Origin of the sequence: Allochromatium palmeri (assembly GCF_009720725.1) — a bacterium.
GTDB classification, from domain to species: Bacteria; Pseudomonadota; Gammaproteobacteria; order Chromatiales; family Chromatiaceae; genus Thermochromatium; species Thermochromatium palmeri.
In genome coordinates this window covers 1-14552 of the sequence record NZ_WNKT01000001.1, presented here as the reverse complement: position 1 = coordinate 14552, position 14552 = coordinate 1, and the positions used below count along the sequence as shown (strand labels likewise).

The following is a 14552-nucleotide window of genomic DNA, read 5'->3' as shown; positions in this document are numbered from 1 at the left end:
AGCCGGCTCCAGCCCATTGCGGGCTGTTGCTGAAAAAGGCCGCGTTCTGCGGCCTTTTTTGTGTCCGAAGAAATCGCCGCTCTCGATCGGCGCCCGGACCACACGCAACGACCTACCAAAAAGACGGTTCTCCGGCATGGCTGTTCCAGGCGGGCACATCCCAGGCCGGCGGCACCGAATAGAGATCGCGCAGACGATAGGATCGATAGTGGAGCATATCGAGTTCGATCTGGCGCCGCATCACACCATCCGGTCCAGCTTCCAGCAAGGTCGCGCGCGGCGCGGCGAAGCTGCCGAGCATTCCGGAGTTGAACCAGTAATCGCCGCTCAGCAGTCGCTGCGCTGAGCCGACGGCGAAGGCAAATTCACCGAGATCCCGGTTAAAGACCAATTCAGCCGTCATCGCCTGTTCATCGATCTCCCACACCTGCCCGCGACTCTGACAGTCTGGGGACGGCGTCTCGGCGGTGCAACGCTGATTGCTGTTGTCGTAGACCAGCAGGCGGTTTTCACTGATGAAGCTCGCATCATGGGTGTGCGAGAACCAGTCGTCGGACTCGCCGCCGATCAGCGCAAAATCGCCCTCGGGTCCAAGCCGCCAGAGGACGCGCCCATCCCCGGCGCCATCGGCGTACTGCACCTTGACGATCCAGTCCTGATGCCTGACCGAGAGGATCAGATTGCCGTCCGGCGTATAGGCCAGGCTGTTGGCGTGCATCCAGTCGTTGGACTGCTCGGCCAGATGGAAGGGCGGACAGCCGGCCATGCCGATCAGGCAGACCTCATCGAGCGTCGCCAGTCGGGTCGGGTCCAGATGATCCCAGCCGTTCCAGACCCACTGAATCACGAAGTTCTGGTCGACGACCAGGATCATGTCGCCGAGTACCGAGACCGTGCCCGGCCCCTGCACATCCGTCACCAGGCGCTCGACTGTCGAGATGAAGGCGATCTGGCCATTGGGCAGGTCGCGCACGTCGTGATGGATGTCGTTGATGCGATCCGCATACCCGAGTTGCGCGAGCTGACGGTTGAGCGCCTCGACACGGGTCTGCTTGATGACCTGACCGAGCAGATCCACCTTGGCAAGAACCGTGTCACGGATGCCGCTAAGCGGGTCGGGCCGGATGACCCAGAGCGTACCGCCGTGACTTGGCCGCACCGCCCAGGTTGGGGTGTCCAGATACCAGACCAGCCGGCCCGCGAGATCGGTCGCATGGATATAAGGATCCAGTCCGAGCGTCGGATTGCCGATGAGGGTCGAGTTCCAGATCAGAGGTTCGGGCGTCCCGTCCCAGGCGGTGTCGGCGGGCGTGATCCGGGCCTCCGAGATCGTGATCAACGCCGTGCCGGTGGTGAAATCGAGCGGGTCTGAACGGACGATCACCGCCTCGCCGGGGCCGAGGATCTCGTGCCACATCCGATAGCGGGTCTGTTCACGCATCCCGGCTACCTGGAAATGCAGTGGCACGCCCGGCTCGCAGCGTTTCGGGCTGGTCGTCCAGTCCTGACCGTCGCCCGGCGCCTCGAAACGCACGCGCATCCGCGCCGGCGGCGGACAGGGCGGCGCGACATAGAGCGCCACCAGCGGATTGGACGTCGGCAGCGCCACGGCCCAGGGTGTCAGTGGCGGTACGGCCGGTTCAATATTGAAGCGTTGCTCGGCGACCTGCTCCTCGCCGGTCTCGGTATTCAGGACCGTCGCCACGACGCGATAGACACCGGGATCGATCCGCGTCCACTCCAGGACGTTGTCGCGCGAACCATCGTAGACGACCTCGGGCTGATCCGGCCCCAGCGCGGACCCGACGCTCAAACGGTAGAGCGCGTTCGCGGCTCCGTCTCCGTCGATGGTAAAGGTGATGGTGGTGCCAGCGGGTTGTGGCGATGGCGGATCGGCAATGAGCGTCGCGGCCCCGGCCACTGACAGATCTAGTAGCCCACCCAGGGCCATGAAGATCGTGAAGCGAATCGCGTAGCGCATCGGCCATACCTCCCGTTGGATACAAGAGTGCGCAGTATGTACCAATGCGGAGGATCGGTCAGCGATTCAGACGCCTCATCCGCCGTCTGTCATGCACGCTGACCGAATTGGACGCGCTGTCGACTCAGGCGGCAGCCATCATCGCCCGCACGTCTTCTTCGATATCGCCGATCGGCTTGATGTCGAAGTTCTCGATCAGCACCTTGGCCACGTTCGGCGACAGGAAGGCCGGCAGGGTCGGTCCGAGCCGGATGTGCTTGACGCCCAGATGCAGCAGCGCCAGGAGCACGATGATCGCCTTCTGTTCGTACCAGGCGATATCGTAGGAGATCGGCAGTTCGTTGATGTCGTCGAGTCCGAACGCCTCCTTGAGCTTCAGGGCGATAATGGCCAGCGAATAGGAGTCGTTGCACTGTCCGGCATCGAGCAGACGCGGGATGCCGTTGATGTCGCCGAGATCGAGCTTGTTGTACCGATACTTGGCACAGCCGGCGGTGAGGATCACGGCCTCCTTGGGCAGCGCCTTGGCGACATCGGTGTAATAAGAGCGCGACTTGTGACGTCCGTCGCAACCGCCCATGACAACGAAGCGCTTGATGGCGCCCGACTTGACGGCTTCGATCACGGTGTCGGCCAGTGTCATCACCTGTGCATGGGCAAAGCCACCGAGGATCTCGCCCTGCTCCAGCTCAGTTGGCGGCGCGCAACTGCGGGCGCGCTCGATCAGCGGCGAGAAGTCCTTGGCGCCACCCTCGGGACGGTCGGCGATGTGCATGGCGCCCGGCCAACCGGCCTGACCCGTGGTAAAGATCCGATCGCGATAGGCGTCCTTGACCGGCGTGATGCAGTTGGTGGTCATCAGGATCGGGCCGTTGAAGGACGCGAACTCCGTGTCCTGTTCCCACCAGGCGTTGCCATAGTTGCCGACGAAGTGTGCGTACTTCTTGAACGCCGGATAATAGTGCGCCGGCAGCATCTCGCTGTGGGTGTAGACATCGATGCCGGTGCCCTCGGTCTGCTTGAGCAGTTCCTCCATGTCCTTGAGGTCGTGCCCGGAGATGAGGATGCCGGGATTATCGCGCACGCCGAGATTGACCTTGGTGATCTCGGGGTTGCCGTAGGCGGTGGTGTTCGCCTCATCGAGCAGCGCCATGGCGGTCACGCCGAACTCGCCGCACCTGAGCACCCAGCCGATCAGGGTCTGGATGTCGGATTCGGTCAGCGAGGCGGCCAGGGCGGCAACCATGAAGTCATAGATCTCGGGCTGCTCGAAGCCGAGGACGGCGGCATGATCGGTATAGGCGGCCATGCCCTTGAGACCATAGACCAGGAGTTCGTGCAGCGAGCGCACGTCCTCGTCGGCCTGCGACAGCACGCCGACGACCAGGGCCTTGGTCTCGTATTGATCGGGCGTGCCGATCCAGTTGACGGCATCCAGATCGCCGGCATAGCCGATGGATGCCTTGAGCGCCTCGCGGCGGGCAATGATGGCCTGAATCCGGTCTTTGAGCCGCGCGTCGTCGAAATTGGCGTTGGTGATGGTCATGAACAACGCCTGGGTGATGAACAGACCCACGCCCGGATCAGGCCGGCCCTGCCGGGCCGCATCCTCGGCGACCACGGCCAGTCCCTTGAGCAGATAGACCAGCAGATCCTGCAAATGGGCGGTCTTGGAATGCTTGCCGCAGACACCCTTGGTGGTGCAACCAAAACCCTTGGACGCTTCTTCGCACTGGAAACAGAACATACTCATGACAGGCTCGCTCTCGTTCGGACGGATGGGTTCGATGAGACAAGCATGTCAGCAAGCGGCGCTGAGCGACTTGATGTAGGTCAAATCAACACACGACACCGGCCATTGCGGACGCGGCGTTAGACGAACTCGGGCTTGGGTTCGCGCTCCAGAAGCGCGCGCGTGGCCTCGGCCGGCGAGACGCCCTCATGAAGCACACGATAGACCTGCTCGCTGATCGGCATCTCGATGCCAAGCCGCTTGGCGAGACGATGGACGGCCAGTGCCGTGACGACGCCCTCGACCTCCTGACCGATCTCGGCTTTGGCCTCGTCCACGGTCTTGCCGCGTGCGAGCGCCAGCCCCATCCGGCGGTTGCGCGATTGATCGTCGGTACAGGTGAGGACCAGATCGCCAAGTCCAGCCAGTCCGTTGAAGGTCTCGGGCCGGCCGCCGAGCGCGGTTCCGATCCGGATCAGCTCGGCCAGTCCGCGTGTGATGAGCGCCGCGCGCGTGTTGGCGCCAAAGCCCAGACCATCGGCAATTCCCGTAGCGATGGCCAGCACGTTCTTGGCCGCACCGCAGATCTCAACGCCAACCATATCCGGACTGGTATAGGAGCGGAAGGTCTGTCCGTGCAGCAGGGCGGCGAAACGGGTCGCGAATTCGGCCTGACCGGAGGCGACCGTCACCGCCGTCGGCAGCCCGCGCGCAACCTCACCGGCGAAGCTCGGACCCGAGACCACGGCCAGCGGACGCTCACCGAGTTCTTCGCGTGCGACCGTATGCAGAAGTTGACCACTGGCCACGTCCAGCCCCTTGGTCGCCCAGGCCACGCCAAAGCCGGACGGCAGACGCTCGGCCAACTGGCGCGCGACCGAGCGAAACGCCTGACTCGGAACGACGACCAGACAGTCGGTCGCGTCCGCGAGTGCTTCATCGAGCGAGTCGGTTGGCTGCATCCCGGCCGGAATGGGATGACCGGGCAGGAAGTGACGGTTCTCGCCATCGCGACGAATCGCCGCCACCTGAGCGGCTTCATGGCCCCAGAGTCGCACCGCGTGACCGTTGCGGCACAGTTGCAGCCCCAGGGCCGTACCCCAGGAGCCGGGGCCGAGCAGCGCGATCCGGGCCAGCGTGCTCATAGTCAATGCTGAACCGGTTTAGCGCCGCCGGCCTGTGCCTGCTCGGCGGCCTGCTGCTGATGCTGGGCGAAGAGGACGTCGAAGTTGACGTGCTGCAACACCAGTTGCGGGAAGCTGCCCTTGACGACCAGATCCGAGACGACCTCGCGCGCATAGGGGAAGAGCAGGTTGGGGCAATAGGCGCCGAGCAGCGGCCCGAGGTCGTCCTCGGAGAAACCCTGCGCGGTGAAGATACCGGCCTGCTGGACTTCGACCAGGAAGGCGGTTTTTTCCTCGACCTTGACCGTCACCGTCACTTCCAGCACGACTTCGTAGATGCCGGCGTCGAGCGCGTTGATCTTGGTGTTGAGGTTGAGCTCATGGTGCGGTTTCCACTCGCCACGGAAGATATCCGGGGCGTTGGGCGACTCGAAGGAGACGTCCTTGGTATAGATGCGCTGTACGGAGAATTGACGTTCGTTGGTCTGTTGCTCTTCGGCCATGCCGTTACCTAGCTCTGTTGATGTGAATGAATAGTTCGAGTGACGGTGCGCACCGGGCCACGATGGCTCAGCGTTTCTTGCGTGTCAGGGGCAGGCTCGCGGACTCCCAGGCCATGATGCCGCCCTGGAGGTTGTAGACCTCCTCGAACCCGGCCTTGCGCAGGTGCGCGCAGGCCACGGAGGATTGGGCGCCGGAGCGGCAATTGACGATGATGGGTCGGCCCTTGTATTTGTTCAGGGTCGCCAGCTGGTTGTTGAAGCCGTTCATCGGGATGTTCAGGGCGTTGATGATATGCCCGCGCGCATAGTCCGCCGCCGGACGCACGTCGATGATGACCGCCTCGCGATGATTGAGCATCTCGGTGGCCTGGAGCGGCCCAACGCTGCCCTTGCCGCCGACGATGAGATTGTGGATCAACAGGCCCAGGATCACGATCAGGGCCAGAAAGAGAATCCAATGGTTACCGATGAACTCGATGAGTTGTGACATGGTGTGAGCCGTCTCGTTCGGAATGGGGATCGGGCTGGGCGGCTCGCCCTAGCGGGTGTGATGACAGAAAACCTCGCGCATCATCCCGATCAGTTGCAGGGTGCGATTGTCGCTGACGCGATAGTAGACGCGGTTGGCATCCTTGCGCGAGGCGAGAATGCCCTTGTCGCGCAGGATCGCCAGATGCTGCGAGATGTTGCTCTGCGAGGTGCCGACATGCTCGACGATCTCCTGGACGCTGATCTCCTGATCACCGAGCGTGCAGAGGATCTTCAGACGCAGTGGATGCGACATCGCCTTGAGCGAGCGCGAGGCACGCTCGATGTCCGCGTCGTCGGCGAACAGGTCGATCTCCTCGAATGTGTTCTCGGGGAGATTCAACACCGGGCGTGAGGAATGACTCGGGTTGCTTACCATTGAATCGCATCTGATCGATTTATCACCGTACAATGATAAACGTTTTCCGGGCAACGACGAAATACTCGGACGCGAAGCACGCAACGTCATCAATCTCGGACACCATCGATGTCTAGTCGCACTCTTGGATCGAATCCGACGCTCCGACGAGGAACTCAGGCGCGCGCTCGCGGTCGATTCTCGTCATGGCTCCTGGCCGGCCTCCTGTCTTCGTCGAGCCTGCTGCTCGCCCAATCGGACAGCTACCCGGCGCTCGACGCGCGCCAGCAGGATCTCAGCGAGACCCAGCGTCAGGTTCAGGAGATCGGGCGTGAACTGACCGTTCGCAGTGAGGATCGGCGCGCCCTGATTGCGGAACTGGAAGCGCGCGAGCGCAACGTCGCTGAGCTGTCGCTGGCCAATCGCGAGCTGGAACGTCTGGTCGCGGAACACAATCGGGTCGCTAGCGAACTGCGCGCGCGCCAGGTCGAGGAACGCGCGGCACTGGGCGTCGAGCTCGATCTGCTCTCGGATTTGCTGCGAACGGCCTATGTCATGGGGCGCGCCGATCGTCTGCGTCTGTTGCTCAACCAGGAGGATCTAACCCGCGCCAGCCGTGTCATGTCCTATTTCGCCTATTTCAATCGCGAGCGCATGAAGCGCATCCAGGCCGTGCAGCAACGCGCCGAGCGACTCGACCGGCTCGCCCGCAGCGCCGAGGAGGAAGCGCACCGACTGGCCGAGCTGGCGCGCAGTCAGGAGGCCACGCGCCGGCGGCTCGAACAAGCCAAACAGCGTCGTGCGCAGGTGTTGCGCGATCTCGAGTCCGCCATCAGCAGTCGCGCCGAGACCCTGGAAGGACTCAAGCGCGATGCCGAGTCACTGAAGATGCTCGTTGAACATCTGCGTCAGCACGCCCAGATCCGGGCTGAGCTGGATATTCAGCACGATCCATTCGCCACGCTCAAGGGACAGCTGGCCTGGCCGCTCCTGGAGAACCACATCCTCGCGGCCTTCGGCACGCGCAAGGAGGCCTCTGAGATCGACTGGGATGGCGTGCTGCTGGCCGCGCACGAGGGTGAGGAGGTCCGCGCGGTCAAGGAGGGGCGCGTGGTCCATGCGGACTGGCTGCGCGGTTTCGGCCTCCTGATCGTGATCGATCACGGCGACGGCTATATGACGTTCTATGGCCACAACGAGGCGTTGTTGCGCGAAGTGGGTGAATGGGTCGCGACCGGCGACCCGATCGCGCTCAGCGGCAAAAGCGGCGGACGCCGTGAGCCAGTGCTCTATTTCGCCATCCGGCACAATGGACGCCCGCAGGATCCGGCGGCCTGGTGCGCGAGTCATGGCCGCTATGACCAGCGCTCCAGTCGTGTTTGGCCCGTCCGGTCCGAAGCAGCCGAATCTGTCGAATCGACGTGAAACATGCGATCCTTTGTAACACGCTGTCCAAATCCGTTTTTCGTCCCTATCTAGCCACCGTCCGCTAGGAATTCACGATCATGCGCTTTCCATTCGTTCTGCCGTTGTGTCTTGGCCTGCTGACCGGCGCCGTCGCCTGTGCCGAAGAACCGGCCGCCATCGAGCCTGACCCAGTTCCATCCGCGCCGACCACGTCGAGCACGGAACCGGATCTGCCACTCGACACGCTGCGCACCTTCGCCGATGTGTTCGGACGGATCAAGGAGGACTATGTCGAGGAGGTCAAGGACCAGTCCCTGATCGAGAACGCCATCCGCGGCATGCTGTCCGGACTCGACCCGCACTCGTCCTATGTCAATGGCGAGGATTACCGTGAACTCCAGGTCGGCACCAGCGGCGAGTTCGGCGGACTCGGCATCGAGGTCGGCATGGAAGACGGTTTCGTCAAGGTCATCGCACCGATCGACGACACCCCGGCCCAGCGCGCCGGACTCCAGGCCGGTGACATGATCGTGCGTATCGACGACAAGCCGGTGAAGGGCCTGAGCCTGAACGAGGCCGTCAAATTGATGCGCGGCAAGCCCGGCAGCCAGATTCAGCTCACCATCCTGCGCGGTACCGACGACAAACCCTTTGAGGTCGTCCTCGAACGCGCTGTGATCCAGGTCGCGAGCGTCAAGAGCCGGATGCTGGCCCCTGGATTCGGCTATGTGCGACTGACGCATTTCCAGGCCCACACCACCGACGACATGCTCAAAGCGATCGATGAACTCAAACAGGCCAACGAAGGCCGGCTCAAGGGGCTGGTGCTCGATCTGCGCAACAATCCAGGCGGTGTGCTCAATGGCGCGGTCGGCGTCAGCGATGCCTTCCTGACCGATGGACTGATCGTCTATACCGAGGGCCGGGTCAAGAACAGTCAGATGCGCTTCAAGGCCGGCCCGGACGACGTACTCGACGGTGCGCCCATCGTGGTGCTGGTCAACGCCGGCAGCGCCTCGGCCTCCGAGATCGTCGCCGGGGCGCTCCAGGATCATCGGCGCGCCATCGTCATGGGCACCCAGACCTTCGGCAAGGGGTCGGTCCAGACCATCGTACCGATCGACGAGGACTCGGCTCTGAAGCTGACGACGGCGCGCTATTACACGCCGTCCGGGCGCTCGATCCAGGCCCACGGCATTGCACCCGATATCGCGCTGGAGCGCGGCGAGTTCAAACCGCTCGCCGATCCAGGACTTGGCTCGCTCAAGGAGGCCAATCTGATCCGGCATCTCGATGGGCAGACGCCCGCGACCGAAAAAGCGGCTGAGCCGGAAGAACAGTTGCCACTGGCGGTCGAGGACTTCCAGCTCTCAGAAGCACTCAATGTGCTCAAGGGACTGAACATCCTTGACGCGGCGCCCCGCCGCTGAAAGCTGGAAGTTGACCGCCCATGTCGTCCGCGATCGTCCCGCTCGTCGTCGTCTCGGTACTCGCTTTGGGCCTGAGCCTTTGGCTCACGCGCTGGCTGGCGACGCGGGCGGGTTCGGGATTCGGTCCACTCGATCATCCGAACGAACGCTCGCTGCATGTTGCACCTGTGCCGCGCTCGGGCGGTCTGGGCGTGCTGGCGGGCGTGATGCTAACGCTCCTGGCCGCATTCGGGCTGGGCTGGATGGATGGCGCGCTGGTCTGGATCGCGGGTGCGCTGATCCTGGTTGCGCTGGTGTCCTTTTTCGACGATCTCGGTGATCTTTCGCCGCTGGCGCGACTGGCCGCCCATGGGCTGGCGGCCGGATGGCTGATGCTCGGCGGACTGGGCTGGAGCCACCTGGATCTGCCTGGCGTCACGCTGGTGTTTCCGGGCTGGCTGGCGCTCGTGCTCACGCTGCTGTTCGTGATCTGGATGATCAATCTCTACAACTTCATGGATGGCATGGACGGTCTGGCCGGCGGCATGGCGGTCTTTGGTTTTCTGACCCTGGCCTGGCTCGGCTGGCGTGGCGATGAGCCGGTCTATGCGCTGATCTGTCTGGGTGTGGCGGCGGCTTCGGCAGGTTTTCTGGCCAGCAACTTTCCGCCGGCACGCATCTTCCTGGGCGATGTCGGCTCGTCGAGCCTGGGTCTGCTGGCGGCCGCGCTCGCGCTCTGGGGTGCTCAGCTCGGACTCTTTGCGCTCTGGGTCGCCTGGCTGGCGTTCTCGCCCTTCATCGTCGATGCGACCTGGACCCTGCTGGCGCGTCTGGCGCGCGGCGAGCGCGTCTGGGAAGCCCATCGCTCGCACCATTATCAGCGTCTGGTGCTGGCCGGCTGGAGCCATCGGCGCACGGTGCTGCGCGCCTATGGTCTGATGGCGGCGCTGAGTGCCTGCGCGATCGCCGCCCCTGGACTCACGCCCAGCGATCAATGGCTGTTGCTCGGCGCCTGGGCCGTGATCTATGGGGTGATTCATCTCAAGGTCGGGCTGGTCGAGCGCAACGCCCAGATGGACCCCGCATGAATCCGTTCGTCGACCGGCTGCGCTCGCGCACAGCGGCTTTTACGCACGATCTGCTGAGCATCCCGGTCGCCTGGATGCTCGCCTACTGGCTGCGCTTCAATCTCGACACCGTGCCGCCGGAGTTTCTGCACGGCGCGCTCCAGGCGCTGCCCTGGCTGATTCCGATCCAGGCCGGCGTCTACTGGCTGTTCGGACTCTATCGCGGTGTCTGGCGCTTCGCCTCGATCCCGGATCTGGTGCGCATCACCAAGGCGGTGCTGGTCGGCACGGCGCTGGTGGTGGTCGCGCTCTTCATCCTCAACCGCTCGCTCCATGTCCCGCGCTCGGTGCCTGTGCTCTATTTCGGCGTCCAGCTCATCCTGCTCGCCGGTCCGCGTCTGCTCTATCGCTGGCTGAAAGATCATCGTCTCAATCTGTCCTCCGGTCAGCGGGTGCTGATCGTCGGTGCCGACCGCGCGGGCGATCTGCTGGCGCGCGATCTGCTGCGCGACCCCAGCCGCGCCTATTTTCCGGTCGGGTTCGTCGACGACACACTCCGGCGTCAGGGCGGCGAGGTCCAGGGGCTGCCGGTCCTGGGTTCAAGCTCGGCTATCCCCGAGATCGTGCATGAACGCGACATCGAACTCATCATGCTCGCCGTGAGCGGAGCGAGCGCCCGCGAGATGCGCCGTCTGGTCGAACTCTGCGAGCAGACCGGGCGTCCGTTCCGCATCTTGCCGGCGTTGCGCGGAATCCTGGCTGGCGAGGTCGATTTCCACCAACTGCGCCCGGTCTCGATCGAGGATCTGCTCGGACGCGAGCCGGTCGCGCTCGACTGGCGCGAGATTCACGCCGGACTGGCCGGACGCGATATTCTAATCACAGGCGCGGGCGGCTCGATCGGCTCGGAGCTGGTGCGCCAACTGGCCGCGGCCGGCCCGGCGCGTCTGATCCTGGTCGACAATGGCGAATTCAATCTCTATCGCATCGAGATGGAGCTGAGCGAAACCCACCCCGAGCTGCCGATCGCGCGCCATCTGCTCGACGTGACCGACGCGACCGCGATCGCGGCGCTCTTTCGCGACGAGCGCCCGGCAATCGTCTTCCACGCCGCCGCCTACAAGCATGTCCCGCTCCTGGAAGATCAGCCGCGCGCGGCGGTCAAGAACAACGTGTTCGGTACGCGCCGCGTAGCCGAAGCCGCCGCCGCGAGCGGCTGTGAGCGCTTCGTGCTGATTTCGACCGACAAGGCCGTCAATCCGACCAATGTCATGGGCGCGACCAAGCGCCTCGCCGAGATGCTGTGCCGCGATCTGGACAGTCGCTCGGACTGTCGCTTCATCACAGTGCGCTTCGGTAATGTGCTCGACTCAGCCGGCAGCGTGGTGCCACTGTTTCGACGTCAGATCGAGCACGGTGGACCCGTGACCGTGACGCATCCCAAGATCGAGCGCTTCTTCATGACCATCCCCGAGGCCAGCCAGCTCATCATGCAGGCGGCGGTGATCGGCGACGGTGGCGAGGTGTTCGTGCTCGACATGGGCGAGCCGATCAAGATCCGCTATCTGGCCGAACAGATGATCCGGCTCTCGGGGCGCGAACCGGGCGAGGACATCGCCATCGAGTATGTGGGTCTGCGTCCGGGCGAAAAGCTCTACGAAGAACTCTTCCACGACTCCGAGGTGCTCATCGCGACCCGTCATCCCAAGATCCGGAGCGCGCGCCAGACAAACGGCCTGTCCAGCCAGACGCTGGGCGAACGCCTCGGTCGTCTGGAGCACGGTCTCGCGAGCGCTGAACCCGAGGCCATCCGGCTCAGCCTGCGCGAGCTGCTGCCTGAATGGCGTCCCGGACCTGGCGCGGCGCCGATGGACAGGGACGACGGGATGATCCAGGATCGACACGAGACAGCTGCATGATCCTGTCCATGTTCAACGAGACCCGAGACTGATTCGATGCCGGAAGACGCCATCCTAGACGACGCGCCGCCGATCAACGCCTGGCGCGACGAGCCGGAATTCACCCAGGACGCGCTGGAGACCGCATCCGTGGCGCCTGAACCGAGCGCCGAGTTCAAGATCGCGACGCACCTGCTGGCTCAATCCAAGCTGACCGCCGCTGACATGGCGCGCGCCCGGCGTCTGGCCGATGAGGCCGGCGAGGCGCTGTTGCCGCTGCTGGTGCGTCTGGGACTGGTCTCCGAGCGCGACATGGGGCTGGCCATGTCCGAGGTACTGGAACTGCCGCTGGCCAATGCCGCCGATTTTCCGGCCGAGCCAGTGCGCGAGGATCTGCTCACGCTGCGTTTCATGAAGGATGCGCGTGTTCTGGTGCTCGACGAGAACGCCGAACGTCTGCGGGTGGCCTTTGCCAATCCGGTCGATGACTTCGTCAGGGCGGCGGTCGGTCTGGCCGCCGACCGCGCGATTGAGTCCGTGGTGGCGTTGCCGAGCGAGATCGAATCGGCTATCGAACGGCTCTATGAAAAGGTCGAGGAGGACGCCGCGACCGGCGAGTCCGAGGCGGATTTCGGCGATTTCGACGAGGAGGACATCGAGCACCTGAAGGATCTGGCCAGCGAGGCGCCGGTCATCCGCATGGTCAATCAGCTCATCCAGCGCGCCGTTGAGTCGCGTGCTTCGGACATCCACATCGAACCCTTCGCCGATGAACTCAAGGTGCGCTATCGCGTCGACGGCATCCTGAAGGAAGTCGAGGCCCCGCCGACGCGTTCCACGGCGGCCGTGATCTCGCGCGTGAAGATCATGGCCAAGCTCAATATCGCCGAGCGTCGGTTGCCCCAGGACGGGCGCATCCCGATCCGCATTCAGGGCAAGGAGCTGGATCTGCGCGTCTCGACCGTGCCGACCATGTTCGGCGAGAGCGTGGTCATGCGTCTGCTGGACAAGGAGAGCGTGCGTTTCGATCTCGACGCGCTCGGCTTCGACGGCACGCCGCGCGGGCGCCTGAACACCATCCTGGAGCAACCCTACGGCATCCTGCTCGTCACCGGGCCGACCGGCTCGGGCAAGAGCACCACGCTCTACACCGCGCTCAGTCGGCTCAACACTCAGGAGCGTAAGATCATCACGGTCGAGGATCCGGTCGAGTACCAGTTGCCCGGCATCAATCAGATCCAGGTCAAGTCGGCGATCGGCATGACCTTCGCCGGTGCGCTGCGCGCCATCGTGCGCCAGGACCCGGACATCATCATGGTCGGCGAGATGCGCGATCTGGAGACGGCGCGCATTGCCGTGCAGTCGGCCCTGACCGGCCACGTCGTACTCTCGACGCTCCATACCAATGATGCGGCCAGCGGCGTGACGCGCTTATTGGACATGGGGGTCGAGGACTATCTGCTGACCTCGACCATCAACGGCATTCTGGCCCAGCGTCTGGTGCGCCGACTGTGTCCGCACTGTCGCGAGTCCTATCGCGCCCAGCCCGAACTGGCCGCGCGTTTTGCGCATATCAAGGGTTTGAGCGGATTGGTCGGTGAGGTCGATCTCCAGCGCGCTGTCGGTTGCGAGCAGTGCAACGGCACCGGCTATCGCGGGCGGCTGGTCATCACCGAGGTGCTGATCATGTCCGAGGCGATTCGTCAGGCCATCCTGGCACACGCGACGGCTTCCGATATCAAGCGAATCGCGATGGAGGAAGGCATGGAGACGATGTATCAGGATGGACTGCGCAAGGCGCTCGACGGGCGGACCACCATCGAGGACGTGTTGCGCGTGGCTGAGGCGGATTGATGGGGGGCGTGCGTGGCCGGCTGTCTCAGCGGTTTCAGCCAACCTCGCTGGCGGCGCTCAGGGCGTTCCGCTTGTACGCACGGCTTCGATCTGCGCCACGCTTAGTCCGGTGATCTGTGCGATCTGGACATCGTTCAGCAGGCCGAGTTTGATGAGATTACGAGCCATCTCGCGGGCCGCTTCCTGGCGGCCTTTCTGCAACCCGATCTGTTCGCCCTCCTGGCGGCCCTCCTCGCGGCCCTCCTGATGGCCCTCCTCGCGCGCTTCCAGCAGCAGGGTGGCTTCATCGCGCAGGGCTTTTTCGCGCGCTTCGGCCCAGTAGCGGGCTTCTTCATCGGCGCTCAGGGCGCGCAGTTTTTCGATCGCCCGTTGTACCGGGGCGTAGGTGTGAGTGCTCATGGTGGTGTCCTATCGCCAGTGTTCGAAGAGGGTGGCGCACTTCGATCCGGCCACCGTTTTGGCGCCGGACGTACAGGCGGCGTGCCATGGCGTAATTCGGCGACGGGGTCTGTGACCACCCTCAGTGATCGCTTCGCTGCTTGGCGAGCCAGGCTTCGATCAGGGTTGGATCCAGACCCTTGAGGCGTTCTTCGGCATCCAGACCCCTGAGGCGTTCTTCGGCATCCAGGCCCTTGAGCCGCTCTTCGGCATCAAAGCGCTTGATGATGGCCGCCGGGTCGCGTTCGATGGC

General features: G+C 64.0%; 12 protein-coding genes. 5 read left to right on the top strand and 7 right to left on the bottom strand.

Going from position 1 to position 14552, the window contains the following annotated elements:
* Nucleotides 1-112: 112 nt before the first annotated feature.
* From GJ668_RS00060 to GJ668_RS00035, 6 genes are all read right to left on the bottom strand, one after another.
* Nucleotides 113-1981: an aryl-sulfate sulfotransferase gene (locus GJ668_RS00060; protein ID WP_155448077.1), complete on the bottom strand. Its 1869-nt coding sequence runs from the start codon at nucleotides 1979-1981 to the stop codon at nucleotides 113-115.
* Between the two features lie 124 nt (nucleotides 1982-2105).
* Entirely contained in the window at nucleotides 2106-3734 is a 1629-nt protein-coding gene (hcp, locus tag GJ668_RS00055; protein WP_155448076.1) for a hydroxylamine reductase, read from the bottom strand.
* Between the two features lie 119 nt (nucleotides 3735-3853).
* The gene (locus GJ668_RS00050; protein WP_155448075.1) at nucleotides 3854-4858 is read right to left on the bottom strand and encodes an NAD(P)H-dependent glycerol-3-phosphate dehydrogenase; all 1005 of its coding nucleotides are present in this window, start codon (nucleotides 4856-4858) and stop codon (nucleotides 3854-3856) included.
* Between the two features lie 2 nt (nucleotides 4859-4860).
* Nucleotides 4861-5340 carry a protein-export chaperone SecB gene (gene secB / locus GJ668_RS00045; RefSeq protein ID WP_155448074.1) on the bottom strand — a complete coding sequence of 160 codons (480 nt, stop codon included), beginning with the start codon at nucleotides 5338-5340 and terminating at the stop codon, nucleotides 4861-4863.
* A 67-nt stretch (nucleotides 5341-5407) separates the two neighbouring features.
* Entirely contained in the window at nucleotides 5408-5830 is a 423-nt protein-coding gene (locus GJ668_RS00040; RefSeq protein WP_155448073.1) for a rhodanese-like domain-containing protein, read from the bottom strand.
* Between the two features lie 48 nt (nucleotides 5831-5878).
* A complete protein-coding gene (locus GJ668_RS00035) occupies nucleotides 5879-6247 on the bottom strand; it encodes an ArsR/SmtB family transcription factor (RefSeq protein WP_155448072.1) in 369 nt (122 codons plus the stop codon).
* Between the two features lie 108 nt (nucleotides 6248-6355).
* On the opposite strand from GJ668_RS00035, the gene GJ668_RS00030 reads away from it, so the two are divergent.
* From GJ668_RS00030 to gspE, 5 genes are all read left to right on the top strand, one after another.
* Nucleotides 6356-7651: a murein hydrolase activator EnvC family protein gene (locus tag GJ668_RS00030; RefSeq protein ID WP_155448071.1), complete on the top strand. Its 1296-nt coding sequence runs from the start codon at nucleotides 6356-6358 to the stop codon at nucleotides 7649-7651.
* 80 nt (nucleotides 7652-7731) lie between these two features.
* On the top strand, nucleotides 7732-9063 hold the full coding sequence (locus GJ668_RS00025) for a S41 family peptidase (RefSeq protein WP_155448070.1): 1332 nt from the start codon (nucleotides 7732-7734) through the stop codon (nucleotides 9061-9063).
* A gap of 20 nt (nucleotides 9064-9083) precedes the next feature.
* The gene (locus GJ668_RS00020) at nucleotides 9084-10130 is read left to right on the top strand and encodes an MraY family glycosyltransferase (RefSeq protein ID WP_155448069.1); all 1047 of its coding nucleotides are present in this window, start codon (nucleotides 9084-9086) and stop codon (nucleotides 10128-10130) included.
* On the top strand, nucleotides 10127-12028 hold the full coding sequence (locus tag GJ668_RS00015) for a polysaccharide biosynthesis protein (RefSeq protein WP_155448068.1): 1902 nt from the start codon (nucleotides 10127-10129) through the stop codon (nucleotides 12026-12028). Before GJ668_RS00020 ends, GJ668_RS00015 begins: the two co-directional genes overlap by 4 nt.
* A gap of 36 nt (nucleotides 12029-12064) precedes the next feature.
* Complete coding sequence (gspE, locus tag GJ668_RS00010; protein ID WP_155448067.1) at nucleotides 12065-13861, top strand: type II secretion system ATPase GspE; 1797 nt, start codon at nucleotides 12065-12067, stop codon at nucleotides 13859-13861.
* A gap of 57 nt (nucleotides 13862-13918) precedes the next feature.
* On the opposite strand, the gene GJ668_RS00005 is transcribed toward gspE, so the two are convergent.
* Nucleotides 13919-14260, bottom strand: a complete 342-nt coding sequence (locus GJ668_RS00005) for a FliH/SctL family protein (protein ID WP_155448066.1) — start codon at nucleotides 14258-14260, stop codon at nucleotides 13919-13921.
* Nucleotides 14261-14552 lie beyond the last annotated feature (292 nt).